The organism is Carboxydothermus ferrireducens DSM 11255 (genome assembly GCF_000427565.1).
GTDB classification, from domain to species: Bacteria; Bacillota; Z-2901; order Carboxydothermales; family Carboxydothermaceae; genus Carboxydothermus; species Carboxydothermus hydrogenoformans.
This window is the reverse complement of the sequence record NZ_ATYG01000014.1, coordinates 53,494-74,001: the sequence shown is the minus strand read 5'-3', so window position 1 is coordinate 74,001 and position 20,508 is coordinate 53,494. Positions and strand designations below refer to the sequence as shown.

20 protein-coding genes, 1 tRNA gene, 1 pseudogene, 1 riboswitch and 1 other annotated feature are annotated in these 20,508 nt (G+C 41.2%); of the genes and pseudogenes, 5 read left to right on the top strand and 17 right to left on the bottom strand.

The window, feature by feature from the left end; all coding sequences use genetic code 11:
• Positions 1-468 (top strand): annotated as a pseudogene (locus CARFE_RS16290) (transposase); the annotation flags it as partial.
• 305 nt (positions 469-773) lie between these two features.
• On the opposite strand, the gene CARFE_RS0106175 reads toward CARFE_RS16290, so the two are convergent.
• The 3 genes from CARFE_RS0106175 to CARFE_RS0106160 all read right to left on the bottom strand — a co-directional run bounded on the left by CARFE_RS0106175 (position 774) and on the right by CARFE_RS0106160 (position 4,411).
• Positions 774-1,901, bottom strand: coding sequence for a glycosyltransferase family 4 protein (locus CARFE_RS0106175; protein ID WP_028052125.1), 1,128 nt, complete (start codon positions 1,899-1,901; stop codon positions 774-776).
• A gap of 896 nt (positions 1,902-2,797) precedes the next feature.
• Positions 2,798-3,670 (bottom strand): FkbM family methyltransferase, encoded by an 873-nt coding sequence (locus tag CARFE_RS15545; protein ID WP_028052123.1) that lies wholly within the window; start codon positions 3,668-3,670, stop codon positions 2,798-2,800.
• Positions 3,671-4,030: 360 nt separating this feature from the next.
• Positions 4,031-4,411: a hypothetical protein gene (locus CARFE_RS0106160; RefSeq protein ID WP_028052122.1), complete on the bottom strand. Its 381-nt coding sequence runs from the start codon at positions 4,409-4,411 to the stop codon at positions 4,031-4,033.
• Between the two features lie 206 nt (positions 4,412-4,617).
• Here CARFE_RS0106160 and pabB point away from each other — a divergent pair, with 206 nt between their 5' ends.
• Positions 4,618-5,979 carry an aminodeoxychorismate synthase component I gene (gene pabB / locus CARFE_RS0106150; RefSeq protein ID WP_028052121.1) on the top strand — a complete coding sequence of 454 codons (1,362 nt, stop codon included), beginning with the start codon at positions 4,618-4,620 and terminating at the stop codon, positions 5,977-5,979.
• On the opposite strand, the gene CARFE_RS0106145 is transcribed toward pabB, so the two are convergent.
• The 3 genes from CARFE_RS0106145 to CARFE_RS0106135 form a co-directional block, all read right to left on the bottom strand.
• A complete protein-coding gene (locus CARFE_RS0106145; RefSeq protein WP_028052120.1) occupies positions 5,962-6,780 on the bottom strand; it encodes a methyl-accepting chemotaxis protein in 819 nt (272 codons plus the stop codon). The two genes, pabB and CARFE_RS0106145, sit on opposite strands and share 18 nt — an antisense overlap.
• A gap of 136 nt (positions 6,781-6,916) precedes the next feature.
• Positions 6,917-7,066 carry a DUF1540 domain-containing protein gene (locus tag CARFE_RS15910; RefSeq protein WP_084138824.1) on the bottom strand — a complete coding sequence of 50 codons (150 nt, stop codon included), beginning with the start codon at positions 7,064-7,066 and terminating at the stop codon, positions 6,917-6,919.
• Position 7,067: 1 nt separating this feature from the next.
• The gene (locus CARFE_RS0106135) at positions 7,068-8,171 is read right to left on the bottom strand and encodes an MGDG synthase family glycosyltransferase (RefSeq protein ID WP_028052119.1); all 1,104 of its coding nucleotides are present in this window, start codon (positions 8,169-8,171) and stop codon (positions 7,068-7,070) included.
• Positions 8,172-8,258: 87 nt separating this feature from the next.
• On the opposite strand from CARFE_RS0106135, the gene CARFE_RS0106130 reads away from it, so the two are divergent.
• Together CARFE_RS0106130 and CARFE_RS0106125 are read left to right on the top strand one after the other, a co-directional pair.
• Complete coding sequence (locus CARFE_RS0106130) at positions 8,259-8,975, top strand: 2-phosphosulfolactate phosphatase (RefSeq protein ID WP_028052118.1); 717 nt, start codon at positions 8,259-8,261, stop codon at positions 8,973-8,975.
• Entirely contained in the window at positions 8,944-10,092 is a 1,149-nt protein-coding gene (locus CARFE_RS0106125; protein ID WP_154652731.1) for a glycosyltransferase family 4 protein, read from the top strand. Before CARFE_RS0106130 ends, CARFE_RS0106125 begins: the two co-directional genes overlap by 32 nt.
• On the opposite strand, the gene CARFE_RS0106120 is transcribed toward CARFE_RS0106125, so the two are convergent.
• The 4 genes from CARFE_RS0106120 to aroF all read right to left on the bottom strand — a co-directional run bounded on the left by CARFE_RS0106120 (position 10,076) and on the right by aroF (position 13,059).
• Positions 10,076-10,405 carry a DUF1700 domain-containing protein gene (locus CARFE_RS0106120; protein WP_154652730.1) on the bottom strand — a complete coding sequence of 110 codons (330 nt, stop codon included), beginning with the start codon at positions 10,403-10,405 and terminating at the stop codon, positions 10,076-10,078. The two genes, CARFE_RS0106125 and CARFE_RS0106120, sit on opposite strands and share 17 nt — an antisense overlap.
• Positions 10,406-10,526: 121 nt before the next feature.
• Complete coding sequence (fbp, locus tag CARFE_RS0106115; RefSeq protein WP_028052115.1) at positions 10,527-11,612, bottom strand: fructose-1,6-bisphosphate aldolase/phosphatase; 1,086 nt, start codon at positions 11,610-11,612, stop codon at positions 10,527-10,529.
• Between the two features lie 92 nt (positions 11,613-11,704).
• Positions 11,705-12,241, bottom strand: a complete 537-nt coding sequence (locus CARFE_RS0106110) for a prephenate dehydratase domain-containing protein (protein ID WP_028052114.1) — start codon at positions 12,239-12,241, stop codon at positions 11,705-11,707.
• Between the two features lie 11 nt (positions 12,242-12,252).
• Entirely contained in the window at positions 12,253-13,059 is an 807-nt protein-coding gene (gene aroF / locus CARFE_RS14485) for a 3-deoxy-7-phosphoheptulonate synthase (protein ID WP_051250196.1), read from the bottom strand.
• A gap of 27 nt (positions 13,060-13,086) precedes the next feature.
• Positions 13,087-13,408: a binding site (T-box leader), on the bottom strand.
• Between the two features lie 196 nt (positions 13,409-13,604).
• On the opposite strand from aroF, the gene CARFE_RS0106100 reads away from it, so the two are divergent.
• Positions 13,605-13,680: transfer RNA gene (locus tag CARFE_RS0106100), tRNA-Ala, on the top strand.
• Between the two features lie 145 nt (positions 13,681-13,825).
• Here CARFE_RS0106100 and CARFE_RS0106095 read toward each other — a convergent pair.
• From CARFE_RS0106095 to CARFE_RS0106070, 7 genes are all read right to left on the bottom strand, one after another.
• Positions 13,826-15,685: a methyl-accepting chemotaxis protein gene (locus tag CARFE_RS0106095; protein ID WP_028052113.1), complete on the bottom strand. Its 1,860-nt coding sequence runs from the start codon at positions 15,683-15,685 to the stop codon at positions 13,826-13,828.
• 31 nt (positions 15,686-15,716) lie between these two features.
• On the bottom strand, positions 15,717-16,379 hold the full coding sequence (locus CARFE_RS0106090; RefSeq protein ID WP_028052112.1) for a DUF2225 domain-containing protein: 663 nt from the start codon (positions 16,377-16,379) through the stop codon (positions 15,717-15,719).
• Between the two features lie 18 nt (positions 16,380-16,397).
• On the bottom strand, positions 16,398-17,909 hold the full coding sequence (locus tag CARFE_RS0106085) for a DUF342 domain-containing protein (RefSeq protein ID WP_161625131.1): 1,512 nt from the start codon (positions 17,907-17,909) through the stop codon (positions 16,398-16,400).
• 57 nt (positions 17,910-17,966) lie between these two features.
• A riboswitch (cyclic di-GMP riboswitch) is annotated at positions 17,967-18,051 on the bottom strand.
• 7 nt (positions 18,052-18,058) lie between these two features.
• On the bottom strand, positions 18,059-18,451 hold the full coding sequence (gene fliN / locus CARFE_RS16440; RefSeq protein ID WP_051250195.1) for a flagellar motor switch protein FliN: 393 nt from the start codon (positions 18,449-18,451) through the stop codon (positions 18,059-18,061).
• Entirely contained in the window at positions 18,452-19,102 is a 651-nt protein-coding gene (gene fliY, locus CARFE_RS16435; protein WP_051250194.1) for a flagellar motor switch phosphatase FliY, read from the bottom strand.
• The gene (gene fliM, locus CARFE_RS0106075) at positions 19,095-20,102 is read right to left on the bottom strand and encodes a flagellar motor switch protein FliM (RefSeq protein WP_028052110.1); all 1,008 of its coding nucleotides are present in this window, start codon (positions 20,100-20,102) and stop codon (positions 19,095-19,097) included. Before fliM ends, fliY begins: the two co-directional genes overlap by 8 nt.
• 20 nt (positions 20,103-20,122) lie before the next feature.
• Positions 20,123-20,488, bottom strand: coding sequence for a response regulator (locus CARFE_RS0106070; RefSeq protein ID WP_028052109.1), 366 nt, complete (start codon positions 20,486-20,488; stop codon positions 20,123-20,125).
• Positions 20,489-20,508 lie beyond the last annotated feature (20 nt).

Sequence of the window (20,508 nt, the reverse complement as noted above, 5' to 3'; positions counted from 1 at the left end):
AAAAAGCATAAACAATTACCAAGTGGTCATGTCCTTTGTGATGCTGGTCTTGCTATGCATAAAGATGGCAAACAGTATTTTATTGATAAAATCAAATATAAATTTTCCTGCCCCTTTAAAAACTCTAAAAATGATAATCTTTGCCCTTGCAATCATCCTAATTACTTTAACGGAAAGAAAAACCGTGGTTGCACTAAATACATTACTGTTAATTCCGACTATCGCTCTTCAATTAACAGAAATTCTGTTTTCTTTAAAAAGATTTATGCTCTACGAACTGAATCGGAAAGATACAATTCACGCTGGAAAAACCTAAATCTTGAAAAAGCTTTTACAAGAAACTTTAATTCTATTTCTAACTTAAATACTATTGGCCATATTTGCCTTCTCACTCTGGCTATTGCTGCTATCAACGATAACCATGTTGATAAGTCTAAATCTCTTTTTGGCTTCAAAACTGTTGCTTAGCTATTTATTTTAGTCCCTATCTTCTTTAAATTTTCCCTACTTTCTCAAGGGCTAGTGTATCCTTTTTTATACCCATTTTTTTACATACCTTTCTGCTCATTCCATTTCATCGCCTACAACAATAGTTAGCTTCCAACTTTTTCTTTTTTTACTTTTAAATCTACCTAATTATGCTCATCCCTTTAATATATTAGAAGGATTTTCCCAATTTCTATATAGCAAAAAGCCTTACATATATTTTACCATCATTTTAAGCTGTTCTGGTAATTGCATTTTTTATGTTTTGAACCCCTCCGATTTCATTTTTATTTTTCATATGCCAACTTAATAAAAATATCAAATAATTTCTTCGCAGATTCTTCCCAAGAAAATTTTTTGCATTCTTTAAGTCCTTTTATTCTTAAATTATACTGCAATTCTTTATTTTTACTAATTTTAATAATAGCATCTTTGATTGTTTCTATATCAAAAGGATCAATATACAAAGCCGCATCTCCACAAACCTCGGGCAATGAAGCCTTATTTGAAGCAATAACCGGGCAACCACACGTCATCGCCTCTAAAGGTGGAAGTCCAAAGCCCTCATATAAACTAGGGTATATAAGGCAAATAGCATTATTATAAAGCCTCCGCAAATCATCGTTAGAAACATAACCTAAAATAAAAATATTCTCCTTAATAGGGCTATTTTCAATTCTTCGAAATAACTCTTCGCTTTTCCATGAATTTCCACCAACCATTATTAATTTTGGTAATTTAACTCCCTTTTGAAATAGCTCTTCATATGCAATTAATACACTCATTAAATTCTTTCTTGGTTCAAAACTACCAACTGTTAAAATATATTCATCACTCAAATTAAAACCTTTTACATTATTCTGTAGTTTCTCATTTTGTATGTAAAACACTTTATTATCAACAGCAGGATATATAATTTCTATTTTTTTTTCATCTATAAATTTAAACTCTTTTAAAATATCATTCTTTGTAGAATGTGAAACAGTTAGAATTAAATCTGCACTTTTTAATGAATGAGTAAAAAATAGTTTATGATTCAAGAAATTACTATTTGTCATTGTTTCAGGAAAATATTTGTAAGTTAAATCATGCACAGTTAATACTACCTTACACCCTTTTATTTTTATTATCGGTGCTATCTGTATTGGCTCCCAAAACACATCTATTTTTAGTTTGCTTAATAAAAACGGTACGTTAATTTGCAACCACGCTTTTGGAATTCGAAATTTACTTGTTACAATTTTTATTTTTCTCTTTTCAGGAGGCAAAACAATATTTTCAGTATTTGAGAATATGAACCATTCAATTTTTTCATCGTCGGGTAAATATTTTATAAAATTATACGTATAATTACTAATTCCATCACTTATTTTTTTTAATGAACGCCCATCAATTGCAATTTTTATTTTTTTCATTTTAAACTCCCTTTCAACTTATTTTTATGATTCATTGAATTATTTTTCTGCATATATAAGAGCAGGCCTAAATTGAGAAATACGTCCATATATAAAGCTTTTGATTTTTCTTATAGTATTGTAAAATTTTTTGATTCACCGCTATTTTTTGGGGTAAGCAAAATTAAAATTCAAGGTTTAGTTTTCCACCAACCAAATAAACCATTGTTGCAAAATTTTTCAAAGATCTATAGCCCAGGGCTTTTATTTTAGCTGCTTAAATTACACTATTTAAACCTTTAAGAATTCCATTATTTAAATTCGAGGAAAATCAATTTAAAACGCCATTCCAGTGATTTTTTATTTTTGGCAACTTCAATAATTGGTTTAAGACTGGTGTGGGTACTCCAAAAGCACCTTTTTTACAACCGTAATAACTACCAAAGTTCTTAAAAACTAAAAAATATTTTAGAAGGTTCTGAATTAGCAAACATAGTTACATAAACGTGTCCCCGTTTAAATGAGGTTTAATTTATTCCTAATTTTTGTAACATTCGAATAATCTCCTTTTTGCCATGCTTTAGAAACATAAGAAAAAAGAATTAGCCAAAGCCTGGTATCGTGTTCATTAACCATTCGTGCAATAAATTTTTCTGTTATTTTTTTGGCTAAGGTCATAATATGAGCTTTAAAAAGCAAGGTAAAACTATAAAAGCCAATGTAAATATTTCATTGGCATTTTCACAATTTAATTCACTTTTTGTAACAATCCATGGGGGTGTTAGCCCTAATGCTAATTGAAAAATATAGATATCTCTCATTCTCATTACCACTAATGTGATAATACCACATTAAAGGCATTTACCTATCATTAATTAGCAAAGAGCCTAATAATTTTTTTCATTCCTACTTTTTCATTATTTATAAGCATAAATTAATGCGTATCGCCATGCCGGTAATTTTCCATCTAAAAACCATACTGGTTTGGAATGTTTGAAATTATAACCATAATATTTTAAAAAATTTTTTATATTAATATAATCATCAGGATTATGATAACTACAAACTAATAAATTTGGCTTGTATTTTTCAATCGCTCTTGTTGCTCCTTTTAAAAAATTTATTTCAAAACCTTCTATATCAACTTTAATAAGGTCAATCTTATTAATTTCTTTTTTATATTCATCTATAAAACTATCTAAAGTCCTAATGCTTGTAAATATCTTATAATTTTCACTTTGATTAATACCTTGTTTTTCAAATGAACTTCCACCAATATTTTCGGTATTTATATTAAATATAACATCATTTAAATTTTCACTACCTAATCCAAAATTAAATATTTTTACCTTTCCATTCGCTATTTCATTTTTAAAAGTTAATCCTAACGCATTTGATAAATCTGGAATAGGTTCAAACAAAAATACTTTACTAACCTTATCTTTTATTTTATAAGTAAATAGTCCTTCACACGCTCCTACATCAAAAACAATATCAGTTTTTTTAGGTTGATAAAATTGAAAATAATTATTAGGGTTTTCCGTACTCAATTCAAAAAAAACTATCTCTAATGTCTTTAACCCAAATTTTTTAGGCCAAAACAACTGCGACCCATCAGGAAATTTTACTAAAACAAAATTTTCATCATATTCATCAAAATCAAGTTCATATTTTAAACCAGTATGTTTAGAAAATATTTCACTTATTAATATATTCCACGGTAAATACGGTTCTCTAAAAAGTAATTTATTAATAATTGTTTTCAATCTCCAATTAATTTTATTTAACAAAATAATCATCTCCTAAATTTCGCATATTTTAACTTTTCATTAAACAAAAAAATTCTATAATATTCAATAACATCTAATTTTGCTAAGTTAATCACAGAACGAATAGATAGATAAAAATATTACTACTACATTATATCACCTCAAAATAAGCCATTTTATTAACTTAGATTTAATCTATTAATTGGATAATGTACAACAACAAAATAGCCTTTTCCTAAAATCAGGTTTATAAATCATTTTTTTATCAATTCGACAAAAAAACCAAAAACTCCTGCTACAAATAAAGCAGGAGTTTTCGACAGATATCGTAAATTTTCGTCAAAGACGTAATATTCCAAATAATCAAATCTCTTTAAAACCCTACATCTTTATATTCAACCACCGATTTTCTACCGCAACGTAGAAATCCCTACTTAGCCGATACCACATGACGATACTACCGATTACCGCTAAAAGAAGTAAGCCATATTTAACCCATAACAGTAAGACCATGTCCTTCTTAATCATCGGAATAAGTTCAACATCTCGAAAATAAAGGGCCCTTGGGATCCCTGCCAGGATTACAACCATAGCAGCTATAAAAAAAACCCGGCTTAAATAGCGGAAAAATATCCGGTATTGAGTAAAGGTTAAGATGCAGTCACACCAGAGCCTGCGGGCGAGGTAAAGGGTAAAGACCGCCATTATTAAAAGCCCGGTAGCCAAATCATGAAGGTAATTATTCACCACTATCCAGATCATCCTGTTCCTTCCCCCCATTTTAAAAGTTAAATTTCTATCGTTATTACCATATTTTGTTATTTAATCTATTTCTGCTTTTCCCGGTAAATTCCTCTTAAAATTATTTCTGTTATCCGGATTTTTGCTTGACAAATTCCCTGAAAAAAGGCTAAATAATTATGGTTATCCCGTAAATTCCGCCAATCTTTGGGAAAGCGGTGAATAATATGACAGATTTTCATCTAATTGAAGTTCCAAAATTTGATCTTATAGCATTAGCTGAGGTTTTTCCCAAAAAAGAGTGGTTTTTTCTCGATTCTTCCCTTTCCCCCAGTACCTATGGCCGTTACTCGTTCCTGGGCTTTAATCCGGAGTTTACCGTTAAAAGTCGGGGAAATCTTGTAATTAAGTCTCATGATAACCGGGAAGAAAAGTTATATACCCATCCCTTTTCTTTTCTAAAATCCTTATTAGCCGAAATTAAAAAACCTGCTTTAAACCTGCCGTTTCCCTTTAAAGGCGGGCTTGTAGGTTATTTTTCCTATGACCTGGGACGGACGCTCGAAGTTTTACCCAGCACCGCCATCGATGATTTAAACCTTTATGACTTTTACCTGGGTTACTACGATACCTTCGTAGCGGTCGACCATATAAACGACCGGTACTACGCCGTAAGCTACCAGGAAGATAAATTACAAGAGCTCTTAAGATACATCGAAAAATCCCGGGATTTAGAAGTTAAACCTCCGTTTTATCCTCCGGCGGGAGAGTTTTATTCTAATTTCACCCGGGAAAGTTACGAGGAAATCGTTCGGCGGGCTATTGAGTACATCAAAGCCGGTGATATCTTTGTGGTAAACCTCTCCCAGCGCTTTAGCACTGACTTTACAGGAGACCCCTGGGAGCTTTATAAGTATTTAAGAAAGATTAATCCCGCTCCTTTTGCGGCCTATCTCCATTACCCGGAGTTCTCCGTCCTCAGTTCTTCGCCGGAGCGGTTTTTAGAGCTACGACAAGGCAAAGTCCAGACCCGGCCGATTAAAGGTACCCGCCCCCGGGGAAAGACCATTGCCGAAGACCTGGCAAATAGGGATGAGCTTTACAACAGCCAAAAAGACCGGGCGGAGTTAACAATGATTGTAGACCTGGAGCGAAACGATCTGGGCAAAGTAGCCAAAGTGGGCACGGTAAAGGTACCGGAACTGTACGTCCTCGAACAGTACGCCACCGTTTACCACCTGGTTTCCACCGTTACCGCTGAGCTCGCTGAAGGTAAAGACGCTATCGACCTTTTAGCTGCCGCTTTTCCGGGAGGCTCTATTACCGGAGCGCCGAAAATCCGGGCAATGGAAATTATTGAGGAGCTGGAAGGTCTTCGGCGGGGAATTTACACCGGCTGCATCGGCTATATCGATGTCAACGGCGATATGGATTTAAATATCGTTATTAGAACAATTCTGGTAAAAAACAAAAAAGCCTACTTTGGCGTAGGCGGAGGTATTACGGTGGATTCAGACCCCACCGCAGAATATTTGGAAACCTTGGATAAAGCTTATGCCTTGATGAAAGCGTTAAAATTTCTCGGCTAATCTTGAAAGCTCCCTTGCCATTTGTTCTAAATTGTTTAAAGTAGAGTGCAGTTCTTCCGAGATTGCCGTCTGCTCTTCGCTCAGCCCGGAAAATTCTTCAATAGATTGAGCCAGGGCGAGGATTTCTCCTAAAATTTTTTCAATTTTTCCGGCAATATCCTTGACCGCAAACTTGGATCGCTGGGCAAGCTTTCTAATTTCTTCAGCCACCACCGCAAACCCTTTACCCTGGTTACCCACCCGGGCCGCTTCTATGGCTGCATTTAACCCGAGGATATGGGTTTTATCGGCAATGCTATTAATTAAATCCACCAGCTGTCGGATTTCGTTAGCATCGTTACTGATCACCCCAGCCCTTTGGGCAAGGGCTGCAAATTCGCCGGAAAAATTGGTGGCAGAGCTGGATAATTCTTCCGCAGCCTTGTTAATTTCTTTGATACTGCTTTCTAATTCCCCAATCGCCCTTTGGACTAAATCCCGCTTTTCGGTGCTGGTGTCCAGAACAATGACCCCCTGAATTTCCCCGTCTTCGATAATGGGCATTGCTTTACATATATATGGTTTACCAAAGGCACTTTTTTCCTGCGTAACATACGTTTCTATCCTTTTTTTGGAGTCTAAAACCTGGCGCGCTATCGAGTCCGGAGGTATCGGCATCCCCGGATAAATATTTAAATCAATGTCCGCCGCTGGCTTATACCAGATAAAATTTTCCTTATCGGAAATTGCCAGCAATACTTCATCCCCTAAAAGCTCTTTTAGATTTTCTGCAACTTTTAAATAAGCATCCAACAGCCTCATCTTTACCCTCCAACTTTACAAATTTTCTCTTTATTAATATTCGCATATTTTCGCTAATATTGCAACAATCAGGGGATAGATAAAATAAAAAAGGACGGTTCCGAGAATAGCACTCTCTCAGAACCGTCCCTAAAGGTTACTGTTTGCTCATAAAGGTTTCGCAGGCGGTATCATCGCTGGTGCTAACTTTACGGGTTCCGGAAGAACGAACCTCAATGGACTTAGCAGTGCAAACATTATCACTCCAAAAACGGCATTCTTCCACCTGACAGGCAACTTCCGTCATCTTAATCACCTCCGGATATATTATCCCCGATATTTTGGAAAAAATGCTTGGAAATATTTATGGAAGCATCCCTTCTTCCGAGCTTTGCCGCCTTTTGCGCCAGGAGTAAGAGGTTTTGGCTGAAAAATAACTCAGGTAAAACCTTGTTCAGTTCCAAAACATCAGATAGGTACAGGGCAGCACCTTTTTTTTGTAAAAACTCGGCATTTCGCTGTTCCTGCCCCGGTAAGGGATTAATGACAATAAGCGGTTTTCCTAACGCTAAAGCCTCAGCGGTGGAAAGTCCGCCAGGTTTGGTGATGACTAAGTCCGCCGCAGCCAGATATTCCGGCACTTCTGCCGTAAAAGGTACCGGAATTAAATTTCGCCTCCCCAAAACCCTTAACTCCCGGTACAGTTTTTGATTGTGCCCGCATAATACGATTACCACCCATTCTTTATTAGTATCCGTAAGGGTCTTTGCCGCCTCCTCCAGGGGCCCAAGTCCCAGGCCTCCCCCCATCATTAAAATAATCTTAGTCCCTTCCCGGATTTGATATCTCTCCCTAACCGCGTTAGCATCGATTTCACCGGCAAAGATTGGATCAATCGGTGGTCCAAAGGCGTATATTTTATCCCGAGAGTAGCCTTTTTCCACTAACTTTTCTTTAATCTCCTCCGCCGCCACATAGTAAAAACGGGAATTTTGCGTTAACCAGAAGGCATGGTAATCATAATCGGTAATAACTGTAGCATAATTCCGGTAACCCAGGTAATCCAAAGCCACCGCCGGAAAAGCATGGGTGACGATTATCCCCGCAGGTTTAAACTCCCGGATTACTTCCTTAAGTTTCTTTTTGTATAAAAAAGCTACCACCCACCTTAGCCGGTCCTTTTCTTTATCGTGTCCCTGCTCATAAATATAGCCCCAAATTTCCGGGGTATGGGTTAAAATTTTTAAGTAAAGATCCGAAGCTATCTTTTCAATTTTGGGGCCAATTAAATTTAACGTCGTCAGTACCTTAACTTCAACGTTTGGGGCTACTTCCCCAAAAGCTTTTTGTAAATTGTAGGCAGCTTTTAAGTGGCCATGGCCAAAACGTTCGGCCAAAAGCAAAATTTTCATAAAAACCTCCCGCATTATGTTGTATAATAAGTGTTGTTAAACAAAACTAAAAATATAATAAGCAAAAGAAAAGGAGCATAAGGTTAAATGAAGATTGATGTTTTATTTTATCCCGAAAAGCTTAAAAATGCCGAAGATAAAGCCGTGGTGGTCCTAGATGTGTTGCGAGCTACCACCACTATCGCCACCGCCCTGGCAGCCGGTGCCGAAAAAATTTATCCCGTTTCCTCTATTAAGGAAGCATTTTTACTTAAAAAGAAAATTTCTGGAGCGCTCCTTGGGGGAGAGAGGGGCGGAATTAAGGTTCCCGGCTTTGACCTTGGCAATTCCCCTTTGGAATATCAAGGATTAAAAGGAAAAACCATAATCTTATCTTCAACTAACGGTACCAAAACCCTTAAAAAAGCCGTATCCGCCAGAGCCCTTATTGCCGGAAGTATCGTTAATGCTAAAGCGGTTGCCGATTATCTTTTAAAACTTAATCTTGATGTGGTATTTATGCCCTCCGGCACCGACAGCCAATTTTCTCTGGAAGATTTTGCTGGAGCCGGTTATATCATATCACTTTTAGCGGAGCAAAAAAAGATTGAGCTTTCCGATCAGGCTTACCTTAGCTTTGAGCTTGCCCGCAATAACCCGCCGGAGGAAATTTTAACCCGTTCCTTTCACGGCCAAAGGCTCATTAACCTCGGTTTTGCCCGGGATGTGGAGTACTGTGCCAAACTGAATCTTTTAGATGTGGTGCCGGTAGGCCGACTCCAGGAGGGGAGGCTTGTTATTGAAAGTAGCCGTCTTTTCCGATAGTTACCATCCTTATGTAAGCGGTGTGGTCCGGTCCATTGATTTATTTCAGGAAGAACTTTCTCAACGCGGAGTAGAATTTATTTTTTTCATCCCCGCTTACGGCAATTTCAAAAAAGAAAAGGGCTTTTACCGTTTTTTCTCTGTACCGGCGCCAACCAATAAAGAGTTTCATTTGGCCCTTCCCTTTTCGTTTAAGGTTTCGAAAACTTTGAGGGAGGAAAAAGTTGATTTAATCCACGTACACAGTCCTTTTCTTCTGGGGCGTTTGGGCCAAAAGACCGGACGAAAATTAAATATCCCGGTGGTTTTTACCTACCATACTTTGTACGAAGAATATGTCCACTACTTTCCCTTCGCCCGGAAAACCGCCAGAGCAGTTACTTCCTGGTACACTTTGCAGTTTGCCAATAAATGCAGTGCGGTAATCTGTCCCACCGAAACCATTCGGGACTATCTTTGCCAGAAAGGCTTAAAGACCCGGAGTGCGGTAATTCCCACCGGGATTGATTTGGAGCCGTTCAGCAAAGCTGACAGTTCCTGGTTAAAAACAACCCTGGGTTTAAAAGGGAAAAAAGTGTGCTTATTTGTAGGAAGGGTGGCACCGGAAAAAAACGTTGATTTTCTCCTGGAAAGTTTTCGGATTGTGGCTTCAACGCTAAATGATGTGGTTTTAGTGATAGTTGGCGGGGGGCCGGAATTACCCCATTACCAAAAAAAAGCCGAGGAACTCGGCCTGGGCAATTCCGTTAAATTCATCGGTCCGGTACCTCCGGAAAAAGTCCCCATTTATTACGCCGGAGCCGACCTTTTTCTTTTTCCTTCGGTTACCGAAACCCAGGGACTGGTTTTTGCTGAAGCCAAAGCCGCCGGGCTTCCGGCTGTGGGGGTAAGGGCTTTTGGTTCTAAATCAATGGTATTTGATGGAGTAGACGGCTTTCTTACCGGTCCAAATCCCCGGGAATATGCTGAAAAAGTCATCCTTTTACTCCGGGATGAAGCTTTACGAAAGCTATTTTCCCAAAACGCTCGTAAAAACGCCCAAAATTTTAGCAAAGAATACACCGCCCGGTTAATGTACGATTTGTACAAGAGTCTTATAGTTAATCCTGACCGGTAACGCCGGTGATACCGTATTTTTCAAACTGGTAGCGAAGATTTGCCGCAAGCTTTTCGGTGATGCCAAGTTCCTCTGCGATTTCCGTATCGCTTTTACCGGCTTTTAATTGGTCGATAAAAGCTTCCCAAGGTACTCCCACTTCATCACATTTATCTTTAAAGCCAAGGTCAAAACTAAAGGGGGCACCTTTGGCGGTAAAGCCATCGGCTGCAATTTCCCATTCTTTTAGATAGGGTGAGCGGGTATTTAAATACCAGTGGGTGGCGCTGCCCATTTTTTCTTCAATGGCATTGTCGCGATTGTGAAAATCCATAATTTTTTCCTCCTTTTTCCCAATATGCCTTCTGCAAAAATGGTCACTCACAGAACCGTCCCTAAAATTAAACCCTTTCCTTTGGGTAGTTTCCCAACAAGGAAAGGGTTTTATGCATTCTTTATGCTTTCACAAAGCGATCTTTTAGCTTTTCTAAGACCAGCGGCAACGTGGTATACTCCATTTCCTCTAAATGGAGCCGGTGGGGTTCAAAGGGACCGAGGCTTCGCATGTAATCGGCAATCATTAAGGCCATCTCCCGCGCCCGGTCATAAGCTTTATCGGCAAAGAAATCCTGAGGACCAATAAGTTTTCCATCGGCCAGCTGGAAGCCAAGGGCAATTACCCGGGGCGGCCCGTCAAAGCGGGACGGGGTAGCATCGGCCACCGACACCGGCATTAACGGTCCGGAATGGGAACCGCGCATCCAGCCGGAAACCAGGTGCGGCCGGGCAAAGGGCTCCAAAGCTTCGCCCACCGCCGGTAAACCGCTTTGGCAGCGGACGATTAACACCGGGTCGTCCTTACCGATGTACCGGCCGGCCATGAGGTTTAAACGCTGGGTACTGGAGGTAGCGGCAATTTCCCCGGCTTTGGTATAAACACTCTTGATACAATAGCGGCCGGGAGCACCGATAAATACGAGAAGGTCATATAAATCTTCTGGAGTATTGAAGATAATCTTTTTATTTTCCAGGAGGTCTAAAACTTCAAATTTAAAGCCTTCATGCATTTTGGGATCAATGACAAGCCCAATGGTGTTAAACGGGTCGGCAAACATTTTATACAGCGGCAAGTTCCAGGCTCCGGGTTCCGTTTTGTCTGCGGCAAAAACGATAATCGGTTCGCTGGTTCGCTCGAAAAACTCCATTTCCGCAATTCCCGGACCCAGACCTTTGACGTTACCGGAAAAAGCATCCGCCAGTAGATCCTGTCCTGCTCCGTAAAGCTTTAACTTTTTGGCCACTTCCGTGCAGGCTACAAAAGTATCCCAGGCTAACTTGTGGATTTCCTCCGAATCCACCCCCTGACGGTGGGTCATGATTAAATTGATGTCGTCACCAACGTGGGTTACATGAAAATCCACCAGAAGAGGGCTTTTCGCCAGCTGTTCCCGGGCAGTGGCCAGAAGTTCTTCATGCACACTGGAGTGCCCAACGAACCCTCCTACATCCGCTTTAATGACGGTAACCGTTATCTTACCCATCCAATCCCCCCATTTAGAATAGTATATTTTTTCATTATGTTATACTTTATTTCTCTCTTAAACTAAAAATTCCTTCTTTTTCTTAAACTATGTTACAATATTTTAAATAAACCAAAACGGGTAATGGATGGGCGGTTACCGTTTAAAAAAAGCTCCAGAACTTTTGCCTCGTTCCGGTAATCCAGGTCAGCAATAAAGGCAGCCCCCTTAATTTTTTTTGCTTTCTCTGCTGCCTGGCTGCTGCTTAAAGCCGGGATAAACCTTAGATTATCCCTGCCTTTAAAATATTCCAGGCACTGCTGCCAGAGCTCAGGTCTTGACAATACTACGTTAATTTCCTCTAACGATTGTGCCGAATACGAAAAAAGTCCGGGGGTAATGGGTAAAAATACTTCCTCTATCAGGATAAGCTTTTCCTTTAAGACTTTGAGTATAGCATCTACTTCCAAAACTTTCCCGGAAAGGCTATTTTCTAAAGGAAACAATGCCCCTTCTATCTCACCATCTATTAATGCCCGAGCAATATCTTTAAACGATGAATACCAAACTTTCTGGGTAACTTTATTTTTTAAAAGGTTTAAGGCTTTTTCCGAAAAAGTCCCTGGAGGCCCTAAATAACCGGTGCGCATCGCCATCCCCCTTAAAAAGTCTTGCCTGCTGCCAAAAGCCAGGGTTTTAACTCTTCCAAAAGTTTAATAAACGCAGGAAGGTCCAGGGACTGTTGGCCGTCACTTAAAGCTTTTTGAGGTTCGGGGTGAACTTCGATTAACAATCCATCGGCACCGGCGGCAACCGCCACTTTGGCCAAAGCGGGAATTAAATCAACCCGCCCCGCCGCATGGCTTGGGTCAACTACAACCGGGTAGGAGCAGAGTCTTTTTAAAAGGGGTACCGCACTGATGTCAAGGGTATTACGGGTCATTTTTTCAAAGGTTCTTATCCCCCGTTCACATAAAATTATCCGGTGGTTACCCCCTTTTTCGATATAAGCCATTGCCCCTAACCATTCTTCAATGGTAGCGGCAAGTCCGCGTTTTAACAAAACCGGTTTATTGACCCTGCCAAGTTTCTTCAAAAGAGAAAAGTTTTGCATATTACGGCTGCCCACCTGGAGGATATCCGCCACGGGCAAAGCCTTTTCCAGAGACTCTTCATCCAAAACTTCCGTTACAACTATTAAGCCATACTTTTGCATAATTTCCGCCAATATTTTTAAACCTTCTTCTCCAAGGCCCTGAAAGCTTTCAGGCCGGGTTCGGGGTTTGTAGGCGCCCCCCCGTAAACCGTTAATGCCGTATTTTTTTAGGACTCGAGCCGTTTTTTCCAGCTGCTCCCTGTTCTCTACCGCGCACGGCCCGGCAAAAATCATAAACCTTTTTTGACCGGTTAGTTGTTCCCACCAGTCCTTCTTGAGTTCCGATAAAACCCCATATTCCAACACCTCCATAAATAAATTAAACCCGGTCCTTCATCCCCAAGGGACGAAAGACCGGGTCGTCTTCCGCGGTACCACCCTTCTTGGCATTGCTGCCCTCTCTCAAGGTACGGGAAATTTCCCTAAGACGCAAAAAAACCTTTGGCTTAGGGAACCAAAGGTTTATTTACCACCCTAAGAGTACAGGAAATCTCCGATACCCCGTTCCTTTTAACGGTGGAACTCTCCGGGTCCGCCTACTTCTTTGTTCAGCGGCCAGCTCCAGGGAGAACTTCAGATTTTCCGGACCACCGGGCTTCCACCCTCCCCGGCTCGCTTTCGGCCCTGCAAAAATCCTACTTTTCCCTATCATAGCCTTTACTTTAAAGGTATTTTAGCAAAAATAAAAGTTAAAAGTCAAGGATTTTTTAAAGGGGCTCGCCGACTCTTTTATTTTTTTTTCAATATTATACCTTGGAATTTATTTTTTAGCAATATCCGGCAAGCCCAGGTTCTTGACAAAACTTCCTTTACGGTTTATTATATGAGATGCTCGGATAAGTTCCAACTAAAAAGACGGGCGCGTAGCTCAGCTGGGAGAGCACCTGGTTCGCACTCAGGAGGTCGAGGGTTCGAGTCCCTTCGCGTCCACCAGGAAAGCTAAACTCCTGCCCGATTATAGAGGCAGGAGTTTTTATTTAGAGAATTGCTGCTTCAAGAATTTCAACAAAGTTGTTTTGCGGCAGTAAACTTGGGACATCTTGTCTAAAAAAATATAAAACCCGCCTTCGGGCGGGTTTTATATTTTAAATTTCTCCACATTGGCCACCAGTTCCTGGGCTGAGGCAGCCAGCTCTTCGGTAGCCGCACTGTTTTCCTCAATGGTGGCAGAAACTTCTTCGGTAATGGCCGAAATGTTTTGCAGGGATCGAGCAACCTTTTCGCTGCCTTCGGACTGCTGCTGGGCTATGGTACTGATCTCGCGAATCCGCTCATCTAACGCTTCAATCTTTCCGAAAATTTCCTTAAAGCTTTCCGAAGCAACCCTTCCTAAACGTTCACCTTCGTTAACAGCTTTTAACGCCACCTGCATGCCAGCCGAGATTTCTTTAACCACAGCCGAGATTTCCTCGGTAGCCCGGGCAGAGCGCTCGGCAAGTTTACGGACTTCTTCGGCGACCACCGCAAAACCCCGGCCGTGTTCGCCGGCCCTGGCGGCTTCAATAGCAGCATTTAAGGCTAAAAGATTGGTTTGCTCGGCTATTTCGTTAATCATCTCAAGCATCCCGTTAATCGCCTGGGCACTTTTCTCTAAATCCGAAACCTTGGCTTTTATTTCTTCAAGCCCGCCGAAGTTTTCATTTAAAGCTTTTTCCCCCTGGGTTGCCGAAAAAACGGTTTCCTCGGCAAGTTTAAGCATTTCCGAAACATACGCCGCAGCTTTGGCAGCTTTTTCGGCAAAGGCATCCATTTCCATGGCTATGGCATTGATTTCACTGGTTTGATTTTGGCTGCCGGTAGCAATTTGCTGGGTGCTGGCGGAAATCTCCTGAGCCGCAGCCGCTACGGACGAAGCAACTTCCCGGATTTTTTGCACCAGAGCTGCAACTCCCGCTACGGTATCCTGTAAACTTTTTGCCAAAACCCCCAGTTCATCATTTCTTGCAGTTCCTTCAATTGCTACCGTCAGGTCCCCGCTGCGGATAAGGTTAAGTTTCTCCACCACATGCTGAATGGGGTTACTGATATAGCGCGCCACGAAAAGGGCCAGAATGGTTAATAAGATTACGGTAATTAGGAAAATAATAATGCTTGCCGTAAGTATTGTTTTAGTATCGGCACCAATTTCTGCCGCCTCAAAGTTCGCTGCCATTTTCCAGCCAGTACGGGGCGAGGTAACAAAAGCAAGATATTTATCCACCCCGTTGTAATGATATTTAAAAAACCCAGAATCCCGGGAGAGCATTTTTTGGGCAAAATCATAGTTAGCAAACGATTTGCCTAAGAGTTTAGGATCTTTATGGGCTAAAACCGTACCCTTTTGGTCGATAGCAAAAAGATAACCCGTTTTACCAACCTTTATCTCTTTAATTCTATCATTAAAATGGTCTAAAAGGATATCTGCCGCTACAACCCCCACCGGCTTACCATTTTTTTCTACCAGACGGGCTACGGTAACTACGGTCTTACCGGTAAACGCATCTTGATACGGCTCGGTCCAAACGGCTTTTCCGGGTGAAGCCAACGCTTTCTGATACCAGGGACGTTTTCTGGGGTCATACCCTGCAGGTAATGGTTGTTTGGGATAGAGATAAATTTCCCCGCGGACGGTACCTATGTAAATCGACATTATCGCCGGATTATTTTTGCGAGTATTATCCAAAGTCTTACCAAACCACTGGGCGCAGCCAGGTATATCGTAAAAGTTAATGGCGTTATCTTCTTGAGCTAAAGTATCGATAGTCTGCTGGATTCCCCCAAGAAAATGGTCAATGGCTACATCACCGAGCTTAGCTGCATCCCTGGCTGTATTTTGTAATTTGTTATACAACACCTTTTGGGCTTCATAATAATTAAAAGCGGTATTAACCAATAACGGAATAGTTACCATCAAAAGAAGAATGGCTAAAATCTTGACCCGTAAGGAATTTAATTTCATACCATCACCTCTGTATTAAATTAATTTTGAACTATCCCATCTTTTTTTCTTCCCGCAAGACCTGCCACTGCTCCTGTACCAGATTCACCAGCTTTTTGGGCAACATATTTTTATTTTGTAATAAATAACCAAACCACTTAGCCGCCTTTTCGTAATCTTTCAAGCGGCGGCTAAGCTCCCCAATTAAGTAAGCTAATGTATAAGTATCTTTGGCATTAGTTTCGGTGGTAAAAGCTTTTTCGTAATAATTCAGGGCATAGTGTAAATATTTTTCTTCATTTTCAAGTTCTCCCTGGGTTCGATATAAGCAGGCAAGATTATGACACAGCCGGCCAATAATACTATCTTTTTCTTTTTTAAGTAAAGCACACTTCAAAGCCTGTCCGTAAGATTTTACCGCCAAAGAAAAATCTCGCTCCCCGCAGAAATTAAAAGGCAGGGGGTTTTTGGCCAGTTCGTTTTTCAAAAGCTCCAGTTCCGTTTTTTTTATATTGGTAAACTCATCGGTAAAAGCATAAAAACACTGGGGGCAAACATTGACTTTATAATAAAGGGGATTTAACCCGGAATAGCGCATACATAAATCTGCGTCCATTCCAGCTGGGCGCAAGGCAGAAGTCTTTACTTTAAGAGTTTTATATTCATTGCCACAAAGGGGACACTTTATGGTTTTTGCGTAAAGGTCTTGGTTCAAAATAATCACTCCATTCCCTTATAAATCTTTTTCACCGGCAAAAAGCACCCCGTATTCCGTTTCCCTGAAGGTTTTCTGAAAACGACCGATTTTTAGTACCACCCCGGGGTTTACTTTTTTAATTTTTACGGTACTTTCCTTTCCCACAACAATTTCCATTGTCGTGCCCATCGGGGTTCCCACTTCGTCCAGAGCAACTACCTTTCCCGCCTGCAATCTTCCCCCTACTACTACCGTACCCCCTTCCGCGATGATTGACCCGGTAGCCGTCACAGTACAGTGGTAGAGGGATTTACCGTTTAAAATAAAATCCCCAAAAACATTAAACTTGCTGTTTTGACCGGAATAAACCGTTAGTTGAAATGGATTAGCGCGAGCGTTTTGCTGCTCCTCCTGAAAATATTTTACACCCATTTCTATTAAATGCCACCACAGATTTATTTTTTGATTTAAAACAGTGGCAGGAAAAGTTTCAGAAAAACTTCTTAAAAGAGCGGCAAAAACCCTTTCCACTTCCAGGAGCCGTTCCAATCCAGCCCGCCAAAAAGCCTCCAGTTCCGGTTTATTTTCGGAAATTCCCTGAAAAGTTTTTTTAATTTTCTCCAAAAGTTTATTAAGTTCCTCCGGCTTTTTATAAAGCTGCTGTAAGATCCGAAATAGCGTAACCGGTTTTTCATTTAAATGCGGCAACAACTCTTGAATTAAAATCAGCAAAGGATGAAAGCTTTCTCGAAACTCGTTTAAAACCCGGACGATCTTTGCCGCTAACATCGGTTTTAACCCTACGGTAATTTCGGAGTTAATCACATTTTTTCTCCCAATAAACGATTCCCCGGCATAAATTTTGGCCGAATCCACATTCCCAAAAACTTCCACCGAACCTTCGGCTTTTAGTAAAACGTTTTCCAGGACATTACCGTTAACTTTTATGCTACCAACAAACTGGTAATTTCCAGTCTTGTAGGTGAGGTCCCGGTCTAAAGTTAACAAATTTTGTACCCCGAATCCGGTATGACCGATTCGTACCGGTAACCCTTTCACGGTGGCATAAACTTTATCGTCCTTAATTTCAGCCCCCTTCTGGGCTTTTAGTTTCACCGGGATATAACCTTTGGCCTTTACCGGTTTTCCGAAAACATCAATCCCATCTTCCCCGGGTTTTCCCCTTTTTACTTCGGCTAAAAGCTGACCTTCGTTCACCTGCGGGAGCGATTTAAAATAATAAATCCGGTGGCCAAGCTTATCAACGGTATATTTTTCTTCTTCCGCTGTAAAATAGGTAATTATTTCATCGGGCACCGGCGGTAATGGTTCCTTACCCCGGGCAATTAGCATAAACTGGCCGGGATTGGCCAAAACTTCAGGTATGTTTTCTTCAATTATCCCGTACACAATGCCTTTCTGGCTTAAAAACTCTTTTAAATCCTGTTCCGTTACCGGAACTTCTCCCCCTTTCTCCCCTTCCAGCAAAGAATATTTGACATAAGCCTCCAGATTATTGTTGGTTAACTTTAATTCCCAGTTGACCACCGTGCCCCCCACCTTTTTTAAAATTAAAAACCTCCTGCCAGAGGAGGTTTTTTATCCTTTGGCAGCTGGCTGGCATAGCCTTACGGCTTTAGCCCCTGTAGCTTTGCGTCGCCGGCTTTCGCCGGGTTTGCCCTTAACGTTTTCTCTCATTAAATTTTGCTTAACCGTTCCTTGGGAGAGAGGATTTGATTTATTTTGATGCCAAAATTCTCCCCGACTACCACAATTTCGCCTTTAGCCACAAGGGTACCATTCACCAAAACTTCTACATCTTCGTCCACCAATTGGTCCAGGTCAATTATTGCTCCCGGCCCAAAGCTTAAAATTTCCTTGATGGGACGCCGGGTTCGTCCTAACACGACCTCAACTTTAAGAGGAATATCTAAAATTAACTCTAACTTTTCATCTGCCGGCAAAACAAATTGTTCTTCCGCTTTTTCAACTTTTTTCTCACTATTCGTAGCTTTTGCTCCTTCAAGCATTTCATGAGCCATCACGGCCGGTTCCGTCTCCGGGCTCCCATACACTTTGGCCAAAAGCATCTAGGCCACTTCCTTGGCCGTTGCCGGCTCCATCACCTGCATGATATCGGTATCGATCAGACCTTCAATTTGCATATTAAAATAAATTACCACTACTTCGTGGCCGCCAAAAGGTTCGTAGGTATCGTTTTCCCGGGAATTGATCATTTTGGACCTGGGCGGCGAAATGTTAATCTTTCTTTTAAATATTTCCGATAAAGCAGTGGCACTGCTGGCAATCATCTGGTTCATTGCCTCTTGGGCGGCACTTTGTTCTAACTCCGTTATCTCCCCCGAATGGGTGCCGTCCCCACCCATCATTAAGCTGGCAATTACACCCACTTCGTTTTCCTTTATAATCAGGACATTTTTCCCCGACAACCCCTCGGTAAATTCCACTTCGATAACCATATACGGCTCGCGGAAGCTGGCAAAAAATTCCTTTTCCTTTTGCACTTCCACCCGGGGGCTGGTAATGATAACCTTCCTGCCCACCAGCTGGGACAGGGAAGTAGCCGCCGAACCCATGGAGATATTGCCCGCTTCCCCCAGGGCATCTTTTTCCGCATCGGTTAGGATAATTCCGGTGCCGCTTCCGTCGGATTCGGAAGGAACTGGCTCGCTTCTTAAAAGAGCATCAATCTCTTCTTGGCTTAAAAACTGGTTATCCATCGGCTTCATCCCTCTCTATCATCCCAGTTATCTGGCAACAAAGCTTCTCCCCTACACGGCCGGGTTGCACCTTAAATAGCCTCTGGTCTTCGACAAAAAGTTCCAATTCTTCGTCAACCTTCCGATTCAAAACCACTATATCCCCAACCTCAATTTTCAAAAATTCCCGCACCCGCAGTTCGGTCCCCCCTAAAAGAGCAGATACTTCCAGCTCACTTTCCGCTAAAAAACCTTCCATGTGCCGGGCAAAAGCTTCCCGGTCGGCTGCGGTGGCATGGGAAAACCAGTAGCTGGCCGAAAGCTTTGCCAGTAAAGGATCCAAAACTTCAAAGGGAAGGCAAAGATTAATTAAACCATTGTTCCCTAAAATTTCAGTAGTAAACGTAATTATCGCGACAATTTCATTGGGGGAAAGTACCTGATGTAATCTTGGGTTGTTTTCTAAAGCCTCGATCTCCGGCTCGACCTTGATAATTTCCGCCCAGGCCTGGGCCAGGTTTTCCAAAAGCCGGTAGTTAAGCTTTTTAATCACCGCCAGCTCGATATCGGTAAGTTCCCGAACTTCCGGCGGCATATCACCGCTCCCACCAAATAAAAGGCTTATTATCGGGAAAATAAATTGCAAATTGGTCTCCATTACCATGCTGCCTTTCAGGGGATGAAGCTTAAAGGTTGTTATCAGGGTAGGGGTAGGAACCGAAACCAAAAAATCTTCATAGGTTGCCTGGTCTACCGAAGCTACTTTCACAGAAATATTAGTCCGCAAATATCCGGTCAGAAAGTTAGAAATTAACCGGGCATAATTATCGTGAATTAAATGAAGCGTGCGCAGGTTTTCCTTGGAAAATTTGTTGGGACGACGAAAATCATATTTGCGGTAGCGAACTTCTTCTTTTTTCTTTTCGGTGACTTCATCAATATTTCCCGAAGCAAGAGCTGCTAATAACCTGTCTATTTCTTCTTGAGATAAGACTTCTTTGCTATCACCAAGCTCCGGCAATTATATCCCGCCTTTCACCATTACCTCTTCAAAGTTTTCTCAAAGGCTTGTAAAATCCTGTCCTGCTGGAAAGGCTTTACAATAAAATCGATTGCCCCCGCTTGAATCGCTTCCATTACCAGCGCTTGCTGCCCCATAGCACTGCACATAATAATTTTAGCATTGGGGTCAATTTTTTTAATTTCGCGCACCGCTTGAATACCATCCATCTCCGGCATGGTAATATCCATCGTTACGATATCCGGTTTGAGCTCTTTATACATTTCCACCGCCTGGACACCGTTTTCCGCTTCGCCCACAACTTCATAACCGTTTTTTACTAAAATATTTTTAATCATCATCCGCATAAAAGCTGCATCATCCACAATTAATACTCGCGCCGACATTCATTTCCCTCCTGTATGAA

What these genes read in the sequence shown, in the direction of transcription:
- fliY (WP_051250194.1), bottom strand. Translation starts at nt 19,102, where the DNA reads ATGGATAACCAGTTTTTAAGCCAAGAAGAGATTGATGCTCTTTTAAGA.
- CARFE_RS15910 (WP_084138824.1), bottom strand. Translation starts at nt 7,066, where the DNA reads ATGACGGAAGTTGCCTGTCAGGTGGAAGAATGCCGTTTTTGGAGTGAT.
- CARFE_RS0106095 (WP_028052113.1), bottom strand. Translation starts at nt 15,685, where the DNA reads ATGAAATTAAATTCCTTACGGGTCAAGATTTTAGCCATTCTTCTTTTG.
- CARFE_RS0106160 (WP_028052122.1), bottom strand. Translation starts at nt 4,411, where the DNA reads ATGATCTGGATAGTGGTGAATAATTACCTTCATGATTTGGCTACCGGG.
- CARFE_RS0106120 (WP_154652730.1), bottom strand. Translation starts at nt 10,405, where the DNA reads ATGGATTTTCACAATCGCGACAATGCCATTGAAGAAAAAATGGGCAGC.
- pabB (WP_028052121.1), top strand. Translation starts at nt 4,618, where the DNA reads ATGACAGATTTTCATCTAATTGAAGTTCCAAAATTTGATCTTATAGCA.
- aroF (WP_051250196.1), bottom strand. Translation starts at nt 13,059, where the DNA reads ATGGAGGTGTTGGAATATGGGGTTTTATCGGAACTCAAGAAGGACTGG.
- CARFE_RS0106145 (WP_028052120.1), bottom strand. Translation starts at nt 6,780, where the DNA reads ATGAGGCTGTTGGATGCTTATTTAAAAGTTGCAGAAAATCTAAAAGAG.
- CARFE_RS0106110 (WP_028052114.1), bottom strand. Translation starts at nt 12,241, where the DNA reads ATGCGCACCGGTTATTTAGGGCCTCCAGGGACTTTTTCGGAAAAAGCC.
- CARFE_RS0106175 (WP_028052125.1), bottom strand. Translation starts at nt 1,901, where the DNA reads ATGAAAAAAATAAAAATTGCAATTGATGGGCGTTCATTAAAAAAAATA.
- CARFE_RS0106130 (WP_028052118.1), top strand. Translation starts at nt 8,259, where the DNA reads ATGAAGATTGATGTTTTATTTTATCCCGAAAAGCTTAAAAATGCCGAA.
- CARFE_RS0106070 (WP_028052109.1), bottom strand. Translation starts at nt 20,488, where the DNA reads ATGTCGGCGCGAGTATTAATTGTGGATGATGCAGCTTTTATGCGGATG.
- CARFE_RS0106135 (WP_028052119.1), bottom strand. Translation starts at nt 8,171, where the DNA reads ATGAAAATTTTGCTTTTGGCCGAACGTTTTGGCCATGGCCACTTAAAA.
- fbp (WP_028052115.1), bottom strand. Translation starts at nt 11,612, where the DNA reads ATGGGTAAGATAACGGTTACCGTCATTAAAGCGGATGTAGGAGGGTTC.
- fliN (WP_051250195.1), bottom strand. Translation starts at nt 18,451, where the DNA reads ATGCTTTTGGCCAAAGTGTATGGGAGCCCGGAGACGGAACCGGCCGTG.